Genomic DNA, 13,713 nt, shown 5'->3' on the forward strand with positions numbered 1-13,713 from the left:
GCACGCAGTCGTGCGGTCGACCCGGTAAACGCTTGCAATAATCCGTATCAGTCGGGCCCGGACGACCCGAGCCTGGTTCCGGGAAACCAACCACTAAGCGAGCGGCGCCCTAGCGGCCGGTATGGAGTACGTCCGACTCGGGGAGACCGGCCTGCAGGTCTCGCCCGTCTGTCTCGGGACGTGGCGCTTCGGGAAGGAACACGACGGCGTCGTCGAGACGGGCCGCGAGGAGGCCCACGAACTGCTCGACGCCTACGCCGAGCGCGGGGGTAACTTCATCGACACCGCCAACGGCTACGGCGGCGGCGACTCCGAGCGGTGGATCGGCGAGTGGCTCGAAGACGAGGACCGCGAGGACTACGTGATCGCCTCGAAGTGCTTCTGGTCGACGGTCTCGCGCTTCCAGGAGAACCTCTCGAAGAAGAACGTCCGCGCCGAGGTCGAGGGCTCGCTCGACCGGCTGGGCACGGACTACCTGGACATCCTCTACCTGCACCGCTTCGACGACGAGACACCCATCGAGCACACCTTGCGGGCGGTCGACGACCTCGTCAGCGAGGGGAAGGTCCACTACGTCGGCATCTCGACGTGTGACGCCTGGAAGCTCACGAAGGGCCTCTGGAAGGCCGACGTGAACAACTACGAGGCCTTCTCCGTCACCCAGCCACTCTTTCACGCCGCCTACTACGAGGACGTGGCCGAGTACCTGGACGTGTGCGCCGACCAGAACCTCGCGGTCTGCCCGTACTCGCCGCTGGCCGGCGGCTTCCTCACCGGGAAGTACGAGCGCGTCGGCGACGGCACCTACGACCTCGACGCCGACGAGGGGACCCGCGCCGACCTCGACCCGATGTTCGAGGACTGGTACGTCTCCGAGCGCGGCTGGCACGTCCTCGACGCGGTTCGGGAGGTCGCCGACGAGGTCGACGCCTCGCCCGCGCAGGTGGCACTCCGGTGGCTGATGGACCAGCGGGAGTTCGACTGTGTGCCCATCGTCGGGGCTCGTACGGTGGAGCAACTGGACGAGAATATGGGCGCGGTGGACGTGTCCATCTCCGACGAACAGTTCGACCGCATCTTCGAGGCGCGGTACGACGACGAGGGGGAGCTGTACAGGACGAACGCGTAGGGGACAGCGCGTTCAGTTCGTCACTCGACGGCGTCTATCACGCCTTCTACCAACACGATGACGCCCTGAAGAGCGACGACGAGCCCAGCGAAGAGGGAAACGATCCAGACAGCGGCCCCGGCGAGGACGGCATCACCTCCGCTGGTGCCCCCTAGCCCCGTAACGACGCTACCAAGACTGCCGATCAGCACTCCCGCAGTGATACGCGCCGCTGCGCGGACACGGAGGCCGATAGATTCCCCTGCATCCATGGCGAAAACCGGTCCGAGGGAAATGAAAATGTTTCTGATTCTACTGCTGGCGCTGTAGCCCGTACCGAGCACCGAGACGACCCGGAGCCCGCAGGCTTATCCGTCGGGCACTGTTCCGGACGGTATGGCTATTTCAACGGGCGACACCGTGACCATCGAGTACACAGGACGACTGGACGACGGCAGCGTCTTCGACACGTCGCTGGAGTCCGTCGCCGAGGAGGAGGGACTCACCGAGAACCAGCCCGACCGCGACTACCAGCCGCTCACCGTCGAGATCGGCTCGGGCCGCATCATCGAGGGGCTCGAAGACGGCCTGGTCGGCATGGAGGCCGGCGAGGAGGACACCGTCGAGATCGAACCCGAACAGGCGTACGGCGAGCGCACCGACGACCGCGTCGTCGAGTACGGCGCCGACGAGTTCGCGGAGATGCTCGGCGGTCGCGAGGTCGAAGAGGGGCTGGAGATCCAGACCGAGGAGGGCCTCCCCGGCGAGGTCGTCGACGCCGACGACGAGACGGTCACAGTCGACTTCAACCACGAACTCGCCGGCGAGGCGCTGACCTTCGAGGTCGAAGTCGTCGCCGTCGAGTAACCGCCGCTTTTCGCCGTAGGCGCGTAATAAACTCCCACATTCTCGCCGTTATACGGGATATAACAACGGTAGGTGGGATGGTACCACTGGGCATGGTCGAGACCGACAACCGGAACCTCCGGGGGGAGACGCTCGGCGCGTGTCCGAGCTGCGACGTGATGATCCCGACGGCGAACCTGCTGATCCGCTACGATTCGGAGGGGAGCTGGCCGAAACTCTTCGCCGAGTGTCCGAACTGCGGGGACCCGGTCCACCCGGAGTGATCGCGGTGAGCCTGTTCGCCTCGCTGGTCGCGCGCAGCGACGCCGGGACCGTCGTCGCCGAGTGTCGGCGCTGCGGCACCACCGTCGACCCCGACACGTCCGTCTGCGGGACCTGCGACTCGGAGGGCATCGTCCGGTACGACATCGACTGATCGGCGCCGGAATCCGACAGCCCCCGTTCCTCAGCCGTCGAACGCCGCGACGAACGACCGCGTCGAGTCGCGCCACGCCGCGATTATCTCGTCGTCGTTCTCGCTGTCGTAGTCGTCGATCGCGTCGCGCCGTTCGAGGTCGTCGATCGTCCGCTCGACGCCCTCGCGGAAGGGGACGGTGTACTCGAAGTCCAGGTCCCGTTTCGCCTTGCTGTTGTCGAAGACCGTCGAGTACTGGAAGTGGTCGACCAGCGGGTCCGTCCGGTCAGGGACCGCCGCGACGAGCTTGTCGGTCGGGATGTAGACGAGGTCTGGCTCCGGTGCGTCCATGGCGTCGGCGACGTACTCGTGGTACTGGTTCCAGGAGATGACCTCCTCGCTGGTGACGTGGTAGGCCTCACCGTAGGCGGTCTCGTTGCCGATGGCCGCCACGAACGCGCCCGCGACATCGTCGCGGTGGCAGGGCCCCCACAGCGTCGCGCCGTCGCCGTGGACGATGACGGGCTCGCCCTTCCGCACGCGGTCGAGGTAGTAGGTCCCCCAGCCCATCGTGTGGATGACCGGGCCGCCCTCGCCGTAGGTGCTCCACGGCCGGATCACCGTCGTCGCGAAGGCGTCGCCGTGAGCGTCGAAGAAGACGTCCTCGCACTCGGCCTTGTCGGCGCCGTAGTCGCTGACCGGCGGTTCACGGGGGGCGTCTTCCGTCGCGGGGTTGGCGTCCAGCGGCCGGTGGTACACGTCGACCGTCGAGCAGAAGACGAACTGCTCGACGCCCGCGAAGGCCTCGACGGCGCTCCGGGCCTGGTCCGGCGAGAAACACACCATGTCGACGACGACCTCGGGGTCGACCTCGGCGGCCACCTCTGCCAGCCGTTCGTCGTCGTTGCGGTCCCCGTGGACGTGTGAGACTGCCTCGGGCAAGTCCGCGTCGGTCTCGCCGCGGTGGAACGCGGTCACGTCGTGGCCGGCGTCGACCGCCTGGCGTGCGATGCCGGTGCTTATCAGCCCGGTGCCGCCGATGATGAGAACGTCCATGGGTCATCCATGGCGACGCCGGGGATAAAACGTCGCCTCGCGGAAGCCCCAACCGCGAGCGCGGCGGCCCGGCCGACGGCCCTGCGACAGGTTTTCCTCCCGGGGGCTCGCCACCCGCAGGTATGAGCGACGCCCGTGGGGACCGGGGGGAGGGGACGGCCGAGTCGGCCGGGACAGCCGAGTCGACCGGGTCGGTCGGGTCGGCCGGCGACACGCCGCCGTCGCCGCCGGGGTTGCCCGTCGTCGGGCACACGCACCGCTACGCCCGCGACCCGTTCGAATTCGTCGACTGGGCGACCGACCGCGCCGGCGACTGCCTGCTGGCACGCGTCCTCGGCGAGGGCGACCTCTGCGTGCTGGCCCACCCCGACCACGTCGAGCGCGCCCTGGTGAGCGACCGCGACGCCTTCACCAAGGGCGACGTGTTCACGGTCGCGTTCGGGCAGAACCTCCTGTCGGTCGAGGGCGACCAGTGGGAGCGCCAGCACGACGCCGTCCGGGAGTTCTTCTACCCGGGGAAGGTCCGCGGCTACGCCGAGGAGATGGCCGCGCTGACCGAGCGCCGGGTCGACCGCTGGGCCGACGGCGACCGCGTCTCGCTGCACGACGAACTGCGGGCGCTCGCGCTGGAGAACCTCTTCGCGACGCTGTTCGCCCGCCGGCTGGACCTCGACGGCGACGAGGAACTCCGGCGGGCCGCCTCGGACCTGAACCTCTGGTTCAAGCCCACCTCGTGGGCGCTGCCGGAGTGGGTGCCGACGCCGGCCCGCCGCCGGTTCGCCCGCGCCCGGGAGACGCTCGACGCCGAGGCGCGGCGGCTGCTCGCGGAGCGGGAGGCGGCGGTCGCGGCCGACGACGAGTCCGTCGGCGAGGACCTGCTCTCGACGCTCGTCGCGCTGCGGGACCGCGGCGACGCCGACCTCTCCGACGCGGAGATCGCCGACCAGGTGGCCGGCTTCATCTTCGCCGGCCACGACACGACCGCGCTGGCGATGACCTACGCCCTCCACCTGCTCGGCACCCACCCCGAGGTCCGCGAGCGGTTCCACGCCGAACTCGACGACGTGCTCGGCACGGGCCCCGGCGCCGACCGCCCCTCGTTCGACGACCTGCGGGACCTCGACGTGACCGAGCGGGTCTTCCTGGAGGCGCTGCGGCTCTACCCGCCGGTCCACACGATCCCGCGGGTGACCGCCAGGGACGTGTCCGTCGACGGCTACCGGCTCCCCGAGGGGACGACGACCCACCTCTCGGTCGTCTCGATACACCGCGACGAGCGCTTCTACGACGACCCCGGGGCGTTCCGGCCGTCGCGCTGGCGGGACGCGGACCCGCAGTCGAAGGGCTACGCGTTCGTCCCGTTCGGCGCGGGCCCCCGGGACTGTATCGGCCGGCGCTTCGCGATGCTGGAAGCCCGACTCGCGCTCGCGACGATCGGGCGGCGCTACCGGCTCGACCCGCTCGCCGACCTCGAACTCGACCCGCAGATGACGACCCAGCCCGCCGACGGCGTGCCCGCGCGGGTCGTCGAACGCTGACCCGGCCGACGCCGCACCGGGAGCGCGAACCGCGGCCGCGTTCGTCCACGGCGTTCCCGACACGGGACCGCCATTTTTCCGGACACACGAGCTCTCCCGCCGGAGTGAAACTGCGTGAAATCGGCTGAAATCGAGCTAGCGACGACCCCGGTTTAGGAGGGTGGCGCCCGGCGTATCCGGTATGACAGCCACGAGCCGGATCCCGGAAGATACCCCCATCGCGCGCACCGCCGTCGGCGACGACGAGGAGGCGACCGACGCGCTCCTCAGGGCCGCAAGACGCGCCCACGTCGACCTCGACGGGCCCGACCCGCAGCTGTACGACCAGATCGACGCCGGCGCGCTCGACAACCTGACCGCCCACAACCGGGCGAACGAGGGGTCCGGGGAGTTCGTCCTCGTCGTCGGCCTCTGGGACCGCACGTTCGTCGTCCGCCCCGACGCCGTCGAAGTGTACCCCTGACCTCGCGGTCCGTCCCCGCCGGTGTGTCCCGGTCGGCCGCCCCCGTAGAACGTAAGGTGTTTGCGAGGCCCCGCCTGAGAAGTGGTATGAGCCTCGACGACCTGCAGGACGACGTGCAGCGCGAGTACAGCGACCTCGACGAGCGGCTGTCCGTCGAGACCGACCGCGAGACGCGCAACGAGCTCGCGATGCTGCTGGCCGCGCTGGACACCGACGACCCCGACGAACTCGTCCGCCGTGGGATCCACATGCTGTTCCGGAGCGCCGTCGAGACCGGCAACCTCGACTTCCACCTCCGCACCGAGTACGACGTGACCTACGACGAGTACCTCTCGGGCATGACCTTCGACGAGATGACCGGCGCCGACCAGTTCCCCCAGTCCGGCGACCCCGACGACCGCCGCTACCAGTTCTGACACTCCGGGTTCCGACTCCGCTCACCCGACTGGCCCGGGTGCGGACGCTCGACATCTCGGAGTAGAAGACCGCCGATTCAGAGCAGGAGGACGCCGACCATCGCGACGAGGACGCCGGCGGTCAGTAGCACCTGGAGGACGCTGGAGGTGAGCATCCCCAGCAGGGTCACGCCGGCGGCGTGGGCGCTCTCCTCGAGTTCGCCCCCGTCGGCCAGTTCCATGAGGAACACGGTGCCGGCGGTCCCGAGGAGGAACCCGATCGGGCCCCACACGAGGCCGACGAGGCCGACGAGGGTGGCGACGACGGTCGTCCGGGTCGAGGCGCCGCCGGCCTTCGCCGAGACGGCGCCGGCGAGCCAGTCGGTCGCGATCGCGATCAGGGCGACGAACAGCAGCCCCGAGAGGACGAAGACGTTCGGTTCGGCGAAGCCGCTGCCCCACCAGTAGACGACGACGCCGGCGAGCGAGAGGATCCCCCCCGGGACCAGCGGGGTGACGCTGCCGACGACGCCGCCGACCAGGAGGACGAACGCGACGATCACGAACAGGTCGACGGGGAGGGCTTCCAGCGCGGGGAGTTGCATCCTCTAGATATAAGCAAGCTCTGCCCTTTAGGCTGGGGGTGTATGCGCTCGAAAATCTGTGCAGTCATTCCGACAGTGGGCCATCGGTGTCCAACGCTTTTGTTCCTTGTAGAACGAGCCCGCGCCACGTCAGACCGTGTGCGTCTTTCACGTCGCTCAATCGTTCGTACTCGTCTTCGTTCACTTCGATGCTCAGGTTTGTAATCGTAGATGTTTAGTAATTGGTTGCTTTTAACTATTACCAATCCTAATAGTTGTGTGTGAGCGCGACCGCCACGAAAACGCTCGAAGCCACGCTCGCGCCACCCACGGCACACAAGGAGCGACGGCTTCAGCGCACAGTGGCAACGTATCGCCGTGCCCTCGAAGACGCATTCGAGAGCGGTGCAGAAACGCAAACAGCGGTCAACGATGTCGTGACGCCGTACACGCTCACGTCCTACGCCAAGGACGCGCTCAAGTCCTACGTTCCACAACTCCGCGAGACGTACAACGCGTCGGAAGTGGACAACGACCACCCTGTTCGATTCACCAATCGTGGGTGGTGTCTCGACCACTCCGAAGACCGCGAGCACGAGTTCTGCTGGCGTGTTCCACAAGCAGGGCGTGGCAACGCCTTCTGGATTCCGCTCCGCATCAATCCAGCCCAACGCGAGTTGTGGCATGACCTGTTCGACGGCGACGTATCGGTCGGTGAGTTTCGATTGCAAGAACACCGCACTACCTGGGTGTTGCATGTAACCGTCGAGTACAAGATCGCAGATCCAGACGAACCAGACAACCCAACAGTAGTCGGGTTCGATATCGGTGAATCCAAACTCTTGACGGGCTGTGCCTGTCAAGACGGTACTCCAACCCAACCCATGCTGTTCGATGGCGGGCGGGCACGACAGCTCCGCAAAGAAATGTTCACGACCCTCCGTCGTCTGCAAGAACGTGATGCCGACTGGCGGATCGACGAACGTTTTGACTACTATCAGAACGCCTTGACGGATATTATCGAGAAGGCGTCTCGGCAGGCTGTGGAATACGCACAGCAATTCGAAAACCCTGTTATCGCGCTTGAAGACCTGTCGTACATTCGCGAGCAACTGGACTATGGTAAGTGGATGAATCGGCGTCTCCACCCGTGGGCGTTCGCACGGCTCACATCTCGAATCGAGGATAAAGCCCTCGACGCAGGGATACCTGTTCAGTTCGTGGATCCCGCCTACACCAGCCAAACGTGCCACGCCTGCGGACACATCGGTTCGCGTAGTTCGCAGGCGCAGTTCCGCTGTACGAACACCGACTGTTGGGTGACGGAGTACCAAGCAGACATTAACGCGAGTGTGAACATCGCAAATCGCGTCAACCCGTGGGGAGAGAGGTGCGCATTGAAACCGCACACCGATGACTCACTTCGGGATGGGAGCGCCCGTGACAGCGCCACAGGACACTGCGAGCAGAGTCAGCAATCCCGACAGACGACGCTCGCGGACTTCAGTTCTGAAACCTCCGACGATGAGGCTGCCCTTGTAGGAAGCCCCGTCCTCTAGGGCGGGCGAGGATGTCACTCGAATCGCTCCAGTTCCGCCGCGACCTTCGGGCCGCCCAAGTGTGAAAGTAGCGGTCGGGTCGCCTCCCCGAGCGCCCGCATGCACTGCCCGTGGGAGTGAAAGCCCAACTCGTCGGCCACCGCGCCCCACGAATGTCCCTGCAACGCCTTCCGCACCAGCAGACGCTCCTGGCGGGGGTCGAGTAGCGTCCCGCTCGGGTCGTCGTCCTCGCCGCCGTCGCCGGAGGAGTCGGCCTCGGTCAGGTACCGGACGGTCAGCCGCCGGAGCGGCCGCGGCGAGGTGTCGAAGATGCCGGCGCCGCCGACCGTTCCGGCGAGCAGCCGCCACTCCCACTCCGAGAGGTCGAGTTCGGGCGTCGCGTCCGCACTGCGCAGCGCCGCCCGCACCACGTCGGGATCCATGTCGTCCAGCGGGTCCGACAGCATCGCCCCGACGCGGTCGACGAACCACCGGGAGTGGCGGTCGGCCAGCTCCCGGCCGGCGTCGCTCGTGGGGTCGAGCATCACCGCCGAGTACTCGCCGCTGGCGTCGTTGCGTGTCGTCGAGAGGTGGACGGTCGCGTAGCCGTTCGCCCGCCAGAACTGCAGGAGTTCCGGCGTCGCGCCGTAGCCGGTGCCCAGCCAGTCCACGTCGTCGGCGAACTCACCCCGTATCTCGGCGAGCAAGCGCGAGCCGAGGCCGCGCGAGCGGACGGCGTGGTGGGTCGCGATCCGGAGGACGCGCAGCCCCTCCGGCACGCCCGCGTCCTCGTCTCGCAGCTGGCTCGTCAGCACGTCCGGGATCATGTTCCCGCGGACACGGCCGCCCTCGTACATGTGCGCACGCAGGTCTGCGGGGAGGTTCCCCTCGCGGGCCAGCAGCGCGACCGAGACGACGTGGCCCCCGTGGGTGAGCGCGCGGACGGTCACGTTCGGCGCGTCGAGCAGGCGGGCCAGATCCGACGGCTCCGTGCGGTAGTGGGCGGCGACGAGCAGCCCGAAGACCTCCCGGAGCAGGTGTTCGTCGGCCAGCAGGTCGGCGGCGTCGAACGCGCGGTAGTCGATCGAGTCGGCGCTCTCGCCCTCGTTCGCCCCGACGCCGGCGTCCTCGACGAGCGGGTCGACGGCGGGGCTAGCGTCGAGCAGGAGCGCGCGGAAGGCCCACACCTCCACGGGGTCGCCGGCGGCGTAGCGGATCGGGTCGGTCATCGACGCGTCCGTCACCGCGAAGTCGCTGTCGGCCAGGCGGTCGCGGAAGCGGACGGAGAACCCCCGGCCGGCGCCCTCGTAGCCGTGGACCGTCGTGGTGAACGCCGCCGCGGGCGCGTCGAGGAACCGTTCGAGCAGCCCCACGGGCAGCGCCGCGGCCTCGTCGACGACGACCGCGTCGGGTTCCCCGGGCAACTCGGCCGCGTCGGTCGGTTTCGCGAAGCGGACGCGGCCGGCCGGACCGTCGGTATCCGCGCTGCCGTCTGATTCCAGCAGTTTCGGGTCGGACTCGTCGGGGTCGCCGGCGAGCGCGCCGGCGTCGGCGAGTACCTCGCGGGCGCGGGCGAAGACTTCCGCTGCACTTCGATACTGCGGCGCGGTGACGAGCACGTCCCGCCCGTCGAGCGCGAGCGCACCCGCGGCGAGGCCGGCGGCGCTCGACTTCCCGCGGCCGCGGTCGGCCTCGACGACGACGGCGTTGCCGGGCTCCGCCAGCCCCTCCAGCGTCTCCACCGCGGTCACCTGGTCGTCGGTCCGGCACCGCTCGTAGACGGCGGCCGGGAACGCGGGGTCGTCGGGGACCGCCGGCGGGTCGGCCGGACGGCGCGGCGCGGGGTCGGTCAGCCCGTCGCGCTCGACGGTCGGGTCGCCCGCCCCGTCGCCCACGTCGACGACGCCGACCCCGGGATGGGCGCGGAGCAACTCGACCAGCCGGCGCCGGAAGTTGCCGGCCACCTCGGACACGTCGAACGGCGGGACGGCCAGCGTCTCGTCGAAGGCGTCGCGTCGGCCGGGCCACGCGTCGAGCGGCGGGACACAGAGGACGAGCAGGCCGCCGCCATCGACGGCCCCGACGGCGCGACCGAGGGCGTTCGGGCGACACGCCTCGTGGCAGTCCACCACGAGCGCGCCGTGGGTCGTCCCGAGCAGGTCGCCCGCGCGGGCCGGCGGGACCCGCTCCCAGGGCGTCCCCTCGGCGTCGCCGAGGTAGGTCACGTCCCGCGAGTCGATGTCGACCGCGTCGAGCGCCCGCTCGGCGGCTTCGCGGGTGGCGTCCCCCTCCCCCGAGAGGACGAGCAGCCGCCGCTCGTTGGTGGCGCTGGCCTCCGCGCGCAGGGCCTCGGCGACGCGGCCGACGGTCATGGGTCCCCGTCCGCCGCCGAGCGACAAATGCCCGCCGATCGGATTGAAGGGCGGTCGCCGCGCAGAGTCTGGCGTGTCCCTCCACACGTCGCTCTGTGACGCGTTCGGGATCGACCACCCCGTCGTCCAGGCGCCGGTCGGGAGCGTCTCGACGCCCGAACTGGCGGCGGCGGTCTCCGCGGCCGGCGGGCTCGGGACGCTCGCGGTGACCTGGCGCGACCTCGCGGAGACGCGCGCCGCGGTCGCCGCCATCCGCGACCGGACCGACGCGCCGTTCGCGGTGAACCTCGTCCTCGACGACGACGCCCGCGAGCGGCCCACCGGCGAGCACCTGACGGCGTGTCTCGACGCCGGCGCGCCCCTCGTCTCGTTCTCGTTCGGCGACCCGGCGTCGTACGTCGACCGGGTCCACGACGCCGGCGCCGACGTGCTTGCGACGGTGGGGAGCGCCGACGAGGCGCGCGCGGCGGTCGCGGCGGGCGTCGACGCGGTCGTCGCGCAGGGCTGGGAGGCCGGCGGCCACGTCCAGAGCGACGTGGCGACGACGGCGCTGGTGCCCCGCGTGGCCGACGCGACGCCCGAGGACGTGCCGGTGGTCGCGGCCGGCGGCGTCGCGGACGGGCGCGGGCTCGCGGCGGTCCTCGCGCTGGGGGCGGACGGCGCCTGGCTCGGGACCCGCTTCGTCGCCACCGAGGAGGCCGACGCCCACGAGCGCTACCGCGAGCGCCTCGTCGCCGGCGAGGCGACGGAGACGGTCCGGGGAACGCCGTTCCCGAAGGGCTGGCCCGGCCAGCCCCACCGGACGCTCGCCTCGCCGGCCACCGAGCGGTGGATCGCGGCCGGCCGACCGCCGGTGGCCGAGCGGGATGACGCCGACGACGTGGTCGCCGACCTCGACGGCGACCCGCTCGAACGCTACGTCGACCTGCCGCCGCTGTCGGGGGTCGACGGGAGTGTCGAGGAGCTGCCACACTACGCCGGCCAGAGCGTCGGCGGGGTCGACGCGGTGGCGCCGGCCGCCGCCGTCGTCGCGGAGCTGGTCGAGGGGGCCGAGCGGACGCTGCGCTCGCTGGCCCCGGACCGCGACGCCGACGGGCCGGGGGTGGACGGACCGGACGGACGCGGGTGAACGGCGACGCCCCGGGCTTCGGGGAGGTGGGCGCGAGCGGGCGTGACGTGTGCAGACTGCTCGCACGCCGTTGCAGCTTCGAAAGTGCTTTTAGTACTCCTCTGCCAGATGGGTGTACAGCCCGCGCGGGGTTGATGATGCTCCTAGCCTCTCAGGATATTCCGCCGCGATTTTCTCGCGGCGCCCGGGCCTGGCCCGGACCGGCGGGGGAGCGCGAGCCCACGCGCGGGAGGTGATCCACAAATGCCAGTATACGTAGATTTCGACGTGCCCGCGGACCTCGAGGACGACGCCCTCGAGGCCCTCGAGGTCGCACGAGACACAGGCACCGTGAAGAAGGGAACCAACGAGACGACCAAGACCGTCGAGCGCGGCAACGCCGAGCTCGTCTTCGTCGCCGAGGACGTCCAGCCCGAGGAGATCGTCATGCACCTCCCGGAGCTGGCCGACGAGAAAGACATCCCGTTCGTCTTCATCGGCACGCAGGACGACGTCGGCCACGCGGCCGGCCTCGAAGTCGGCAGCGCCGCGGCAGCCATCGTCGACGCGGGCGACGCGGGGAGTGACGTCGACGACATCGCCGGCAAGGTCGAGGAACTCCGGTAGGTGACCCGGTATGTCTGCTGAAGAATCCGACGGAGACGGCGGTTCCACGGCCGCCGAAGTCATCGAAGTCGTGGGCCGCACGGGGATGCACGGCGAGGCCATGCAGGTCAAGTGCCGGATCCGCGGCGGCGAGAACCAGGGCCGCATCATCACGCGAAACGTCCTCGGGCCGGTCCGGGAGGGCGACGTGCTCCAGCTCCGCGAGACCGCGCGCGAGGCCGACCAGATCGGGGGCCAATAATGCCACGAACGCGCGAATGCGACTACTGCGGCACCGACATCGAGCCCGGGACGGGCACCATGTTCGTCCGCACCAACGGCTCGACCATCCACTACTGCTCCTCGAAGTGCGAGAAGAACGCCAACCTCGGTCGCGAGTCCCGCGACCTCGAGTGGGCCGGCGAGGAGGAGGAAGCCGCCGAGCCCGACGAAGACGAGGCGTCCGAGTCGGCCGCCGACGAGCGCCCGACCGACATCGAGGACCAGGGCCAGGACGTCGACGCCCCGGGTGACACCGACGAGGACCTCGAGGATGTCGAGCCCGACGAGGCCGTCGAGGCCGGCGCCTCCGACCCCGAGGAGGCCGACGCCGACGAGGACGCCGAGGCTGACGAGGCCGACGCGGACGAGGGGTCCGACGAGGGCGACACCGACGAGGAGGAGGCCGAGGCACGATGAGCCACCACGACGAGCGGACGTTCGTGATGGCCAAGCCCGACGCCGTCCAGCGCGGGCTCACCGGCGAGATCATCACCCGCCTCGAGGAGCGCGGGCTGAAGCTCGTCGGCGCGAAGTTCATGCGGATCGACCGCGAGCTCGCCGAGCAGCACTACGGCGAGCACGAGGACAAGCCGTTCTTCGACGACCTCGTCGAATTCATCACCAGCGGTCCGGTGATGGCGATGGTCTGGGAGGGCGCCGACGCGACCCGCCAGGTCCGCCAGATGATGGGCGCGACCGACCCCGCCGAGGCCGCCCCCGGCACCATCCGGGGCGACTACGGCCTCGACCTCGGGCAGAACATCATCCACGGTTCGGACCACGAGGACGAGGGCGCCAACGAACGCGAGATCGAGCTGTTCTTCGACGAGGACGAGCTCGTCGAGTACGACCGCTCGGACGAGCCCTGGGTCTACGAAGACGAAGACCACTGAACCGGTTCTCCCGACCCGGTTCCCCGCTTCTCGGCCGTCGCTGCGCACGTCGACCGGGTTCCGGTCGACTTCGCTTCGCACTCGCGAGTCACGTTTGGTTCGCACGTTCCCGCCCGCGAGTCGCGACTGTCGCCCGGCGCGCCTTTCGGCGAAGCGAACCCCCGGCGTAGCTTTTTGACGGGCCGACCACAGCGTTCGGACGTGGACGATATCGTCGAGGACGCGCTCGCGACGCCGCCGGACGCCGACGAGGACTGTTCGGTCTGCGGCGAGTCGATCCCGATCGAGGTGGGCGTGGTTCCGCCCGAGAGCGAGGAGTACGCGGTCCTGCGGGCGGCCGACCCGGGGAGCCCCGGCGTGATGACCGAGCGGTGGGTCCACCGCGAGTGTCTCCGGGCGTATCTGGACGAGTCGGCCGAGGGGTGACCGGCGGGAGCCGAACTGGATCGAGCGCCGCCCCGACGGGTTACTCGGTCGACAGATCGCGGGTGAGCGGCGGCGCCGCAGGT

At 69.6% G+C, this 13,713-nt stretch carries 18 protein-coding genes; 14 read left to right on the top strand and 4 right to left on the bottom strand.

What is annotated here, in order from left to right; all coding sequences use genetic code 11:
- The first annotated feature begins 121 nt into the window (after positions 1-121).
- Complete coding sequence (locus ACMGFG_RS07095) at positions 122-1,129, top strand: aldo/keto reductase (protein ID WP_436929636.1); 1,008 nt, start codon at positions 122-124, stop codon at positions 1,127-1,129.
- A gap of 20 nt (positions 1,130-1,149) precedes the next feature.
- Here the strand turns inward: ACMGFG_RS07095 and ACMGFG_RS07100 are convergent, their stop codons facing one another.
- Entirely contained in the window at positions 1,150-1,380 is a 231-nt protein-coding gene (locus tag ACMGFG_RS07100; RefSeq protein WP_436929637.1) for a hypothetical protein, read from the bottom strand.
- 124 nt (positions 1,381-1,504) lie between these two features.
- On the opposite strand from ACMGFG_RS07100, the gene ACMGFG_RS07105 reads away from it, so the two are divergent.
- The 3 genes from ACMGFG_RS07105 to ACMGFG_RS07115 all read left to right on the top strand — a co-directional run bounded on the left by ACMGFG_RS07105 (position 1,505) and on the right by ACMGFG_RS07115 (position 2,390).
- A complete protein-coding gene (locus ACMGFG_RS07105) occupies positions 1,505-1,975 on the top strand; it encodes an FKBP-type peptidyl-prolyl cis-trans isomerase (RefSeq protein ID WP_436929638.1) in 471 nt (156 codons plus the stop codon).
- Between the two features lie 77 nt (positions 1,976-2,052).
- Positions 2,053-2,238: a DUF7837 family putative zinc-binding protein gene (locus tag ACMGFG_RS07110; RefSeq protein WP_436929639.1), complete on the top strand. Its 186-nt coding sequence runs from the start codon at positions 2,053-2,055 to the stop codon at positions 2,236-2,238.
- 5 nt (positions 2,239-2,243) lie between these two features.
- Complete coding sequence (locus ACMGFG_RS07115; RefSeq protein WP_436929640.1) at positions 2,244-2,390, top strand: hypothetical protein; 147 nt, start codon at positions 2,244-2,246, stop codon at positions 2,388-2,390.
- Positions 2,391-2,420: 30 nt separating this feature from the next.
- On the opposite strand, the gene ACMGFG_RS07120 is transcribed toward ACMGFG_RS07115, so the two are convergent.
- Complete coding sequence (locus ACMGFG_RS07120; RefSeq protein ID WP_436929641.1) at positions 2,421-3,425, bottom strand: NAD-dependent epimerase/dehydratase family protein; 1,005 nt, start codon at positions 3,423-3,425, stop codon at positions 2,421-2,423.
- A gap of 122 nt (positions 3,426-3,547) precedes the next feature.
- Here ACMGFG_RS07120 and ACMGFG_RS07125 point away from each other — a divergent pair, with 122 nt between their 5' ends.
- The 3 genes from ACMGFG_RS07125 (at position 3,548) to ACMGFG_RS07135 (ending at position 5,842) form a co-directional block, all read left to right on the top strand.
- Positions 3,548-4,963 (top strand): cytochrome P450, encoded by a 1,416-nt coding sequence (locus ACMGFG_RS07125; protein WP_436929642.1) that lies wholly within the window; start codon positions 3,548-3,550, stop codon positions 4,961-4,963.
- Positions 4,964-5,144: 181 nt separating this feature from the next.
- Positions 5,145-5,426: a hypothetical protein gene (locus tag ACMGFG_RS07130; protein WP_436929643.1), complete on the top strand. Its 282-nt coding sequence runs from the start codon at positions 5,145-5,147 to the stop codon at positions 5,424-5,426.
- 86 nt (positions 5,427-5,512) lie between these two features.
- Complete coding sequence (locus tag ACMGFG_RS07135) at positions 5,513-5,842, top strand: ribbon-helix-helix protein (protein WP_436929644.1); 330 nt, start codon at positions 5,513-5,515, stop codon at positions 5,840-5,842.
- 77 nt (positions 5,843-5,919) lie between these two features.
- Here the strand turns inward: ACMGFG_RS07135 and ACMGFG_RS07140 are convergent, their stop codons facing one another.
- Positions 5,920-6,426 (bottom strand): DUF456 domain-containing protein, encoded by a 507-nt coding sequence (locus tag ACMGFG_RS07140; protein ID WP_436929645.1) that lies wholly within the window; start codon positions 6,424-6,426, stop codon positions 5,920-5,922.
- 260 nt (positions 6,427-6,686) lie between these two features.
- Here ACMGFG_RS07140 and ACMGFG_RS07145 point away from each other — a divergent pair, with 260 nt between their 5' ends.
- A complete protein-coding gene (locus ACMGFG_RS07145; protein WP_436929646.1) occupies positions 6,687-7,964 on the top strand; it encodes an RNA-guided endonuclease TnpB family protein in 1,278 nt (425 codons plus the stop codon).
- A gap of 14 nt (positions 7,965-7,978) precedes the next feature.
- Here the strand turns inward: ACMGFG_RS07145 and tmcA are convergent, their stop codons facing one another.
- The gene (gene tmcA, locus ACMGFG_RS07150; RefSeq protein WP_436929647.1) at positions 7,979-10,315 is read right to left on the bottom strand and encodes a tRNA(Met) cytidine acetyltransferase TmcA; all 2,337 of its coding nucleotides are present in this window, start codon (positions 10,313-10,315) and stop codon (positions 7,979-7,981) included.
- A gap of 73 nt (positions 10,316-10,388) precedes the next feature.
- Here tmcA and ACMGFG_RS07155 point away from each other — a divergent pair, with 73 nt between their 5' ends.
- From ACMGFG_RS07155 to ACMGFG_RS07180, 6 genes are all read left to right on the top strand, one after another.
- Positions 10,389-11,444, top strand: coding sequence for an NAD(P)H-dependent flavin oxidoreductase (locus ACMGFG_RS07155; RefSeq protein WP_436929648.1), 1,056 nt, complete (start codon positions 10,389-10,391; stop codon positions 11,442-11,444).
- Positions 11,445-11,687: 243 nt separating this feature from the next.
- Positions 11,688-12,050, top strand: coding sequence for a 50S ribosomal protein L7Ae (gene rpl7ae, locus ACMGFG_RS07160; protein WP_436929649.1), 363 nt, complete (start codon positions 11,688-11,690; stop codon positions 12,048-12,050).
- A gap of 10 nt (positions 12,051-12,060) precedes the next feature.
- Positions 12,061-12,291, top strand: coding sequence for a 30S ribosomal protein S28e (locus ACMGFG_RS07165; RefSeq protein ID WP_135362901.1), 231 nt, complete (start codon positions 12,061-12,063; stop codon positions 12,289-12,291).
- The gene (locus ACMGFG_RS07170; protein WP_436929650.1) at positions 12,291-12,728 is read left to right on the top strand and encodes a 50S ribosomal protein L24e; all 438 of its coding nucleotides are present in this window, start codon (positions 12,291-12,293) and stop codon (positions 12,726-12,728) included. The genes ACMGFG_RS07165 and ACMGFG_RS07170 overlap by 1 nt, the downstream gene beginning before the upstream one ends.
- On the top strand, positions 12,725-13,204 hold the full coding sequence (ndk, locus tag ACMGFG_RS07175; protein ID WP_436929651.1) for a nucleoside-diphosphate kinase: 480 nt from the start codon (positions 12,725-12,727) through the stop codon (positions 13,202-13,204). The genes ACMGFG_RS07170 and ndk overlap by 4 nt, the downstream gene beginning before the upstream one ends.
- Positions 13,205-13,405: 201 nt before the next feature.
- Positions 13,406-13,630, top strand: coding sequence for a hypothetical protein (locus ACMGFG_RS07180; RefSeq protein WP_436929652.1), 225 nt, complete (start codon positions 13,406-13,408; stop codon positions 13,628-13,630).
- Positions 13,631-13,713 lie beyond the last annotated feature (83 nt).

The organism is Halosimplex halobium (genome assembly GCF_051414055.1).
In the GTDB taxonomy this organism is placed as follows: domain Archaea; phylum Halobacteriota; class Halobacteria; order Halobacteriales; family Haloarculaceae; genus Halosimplex; species Halosimplex halobium.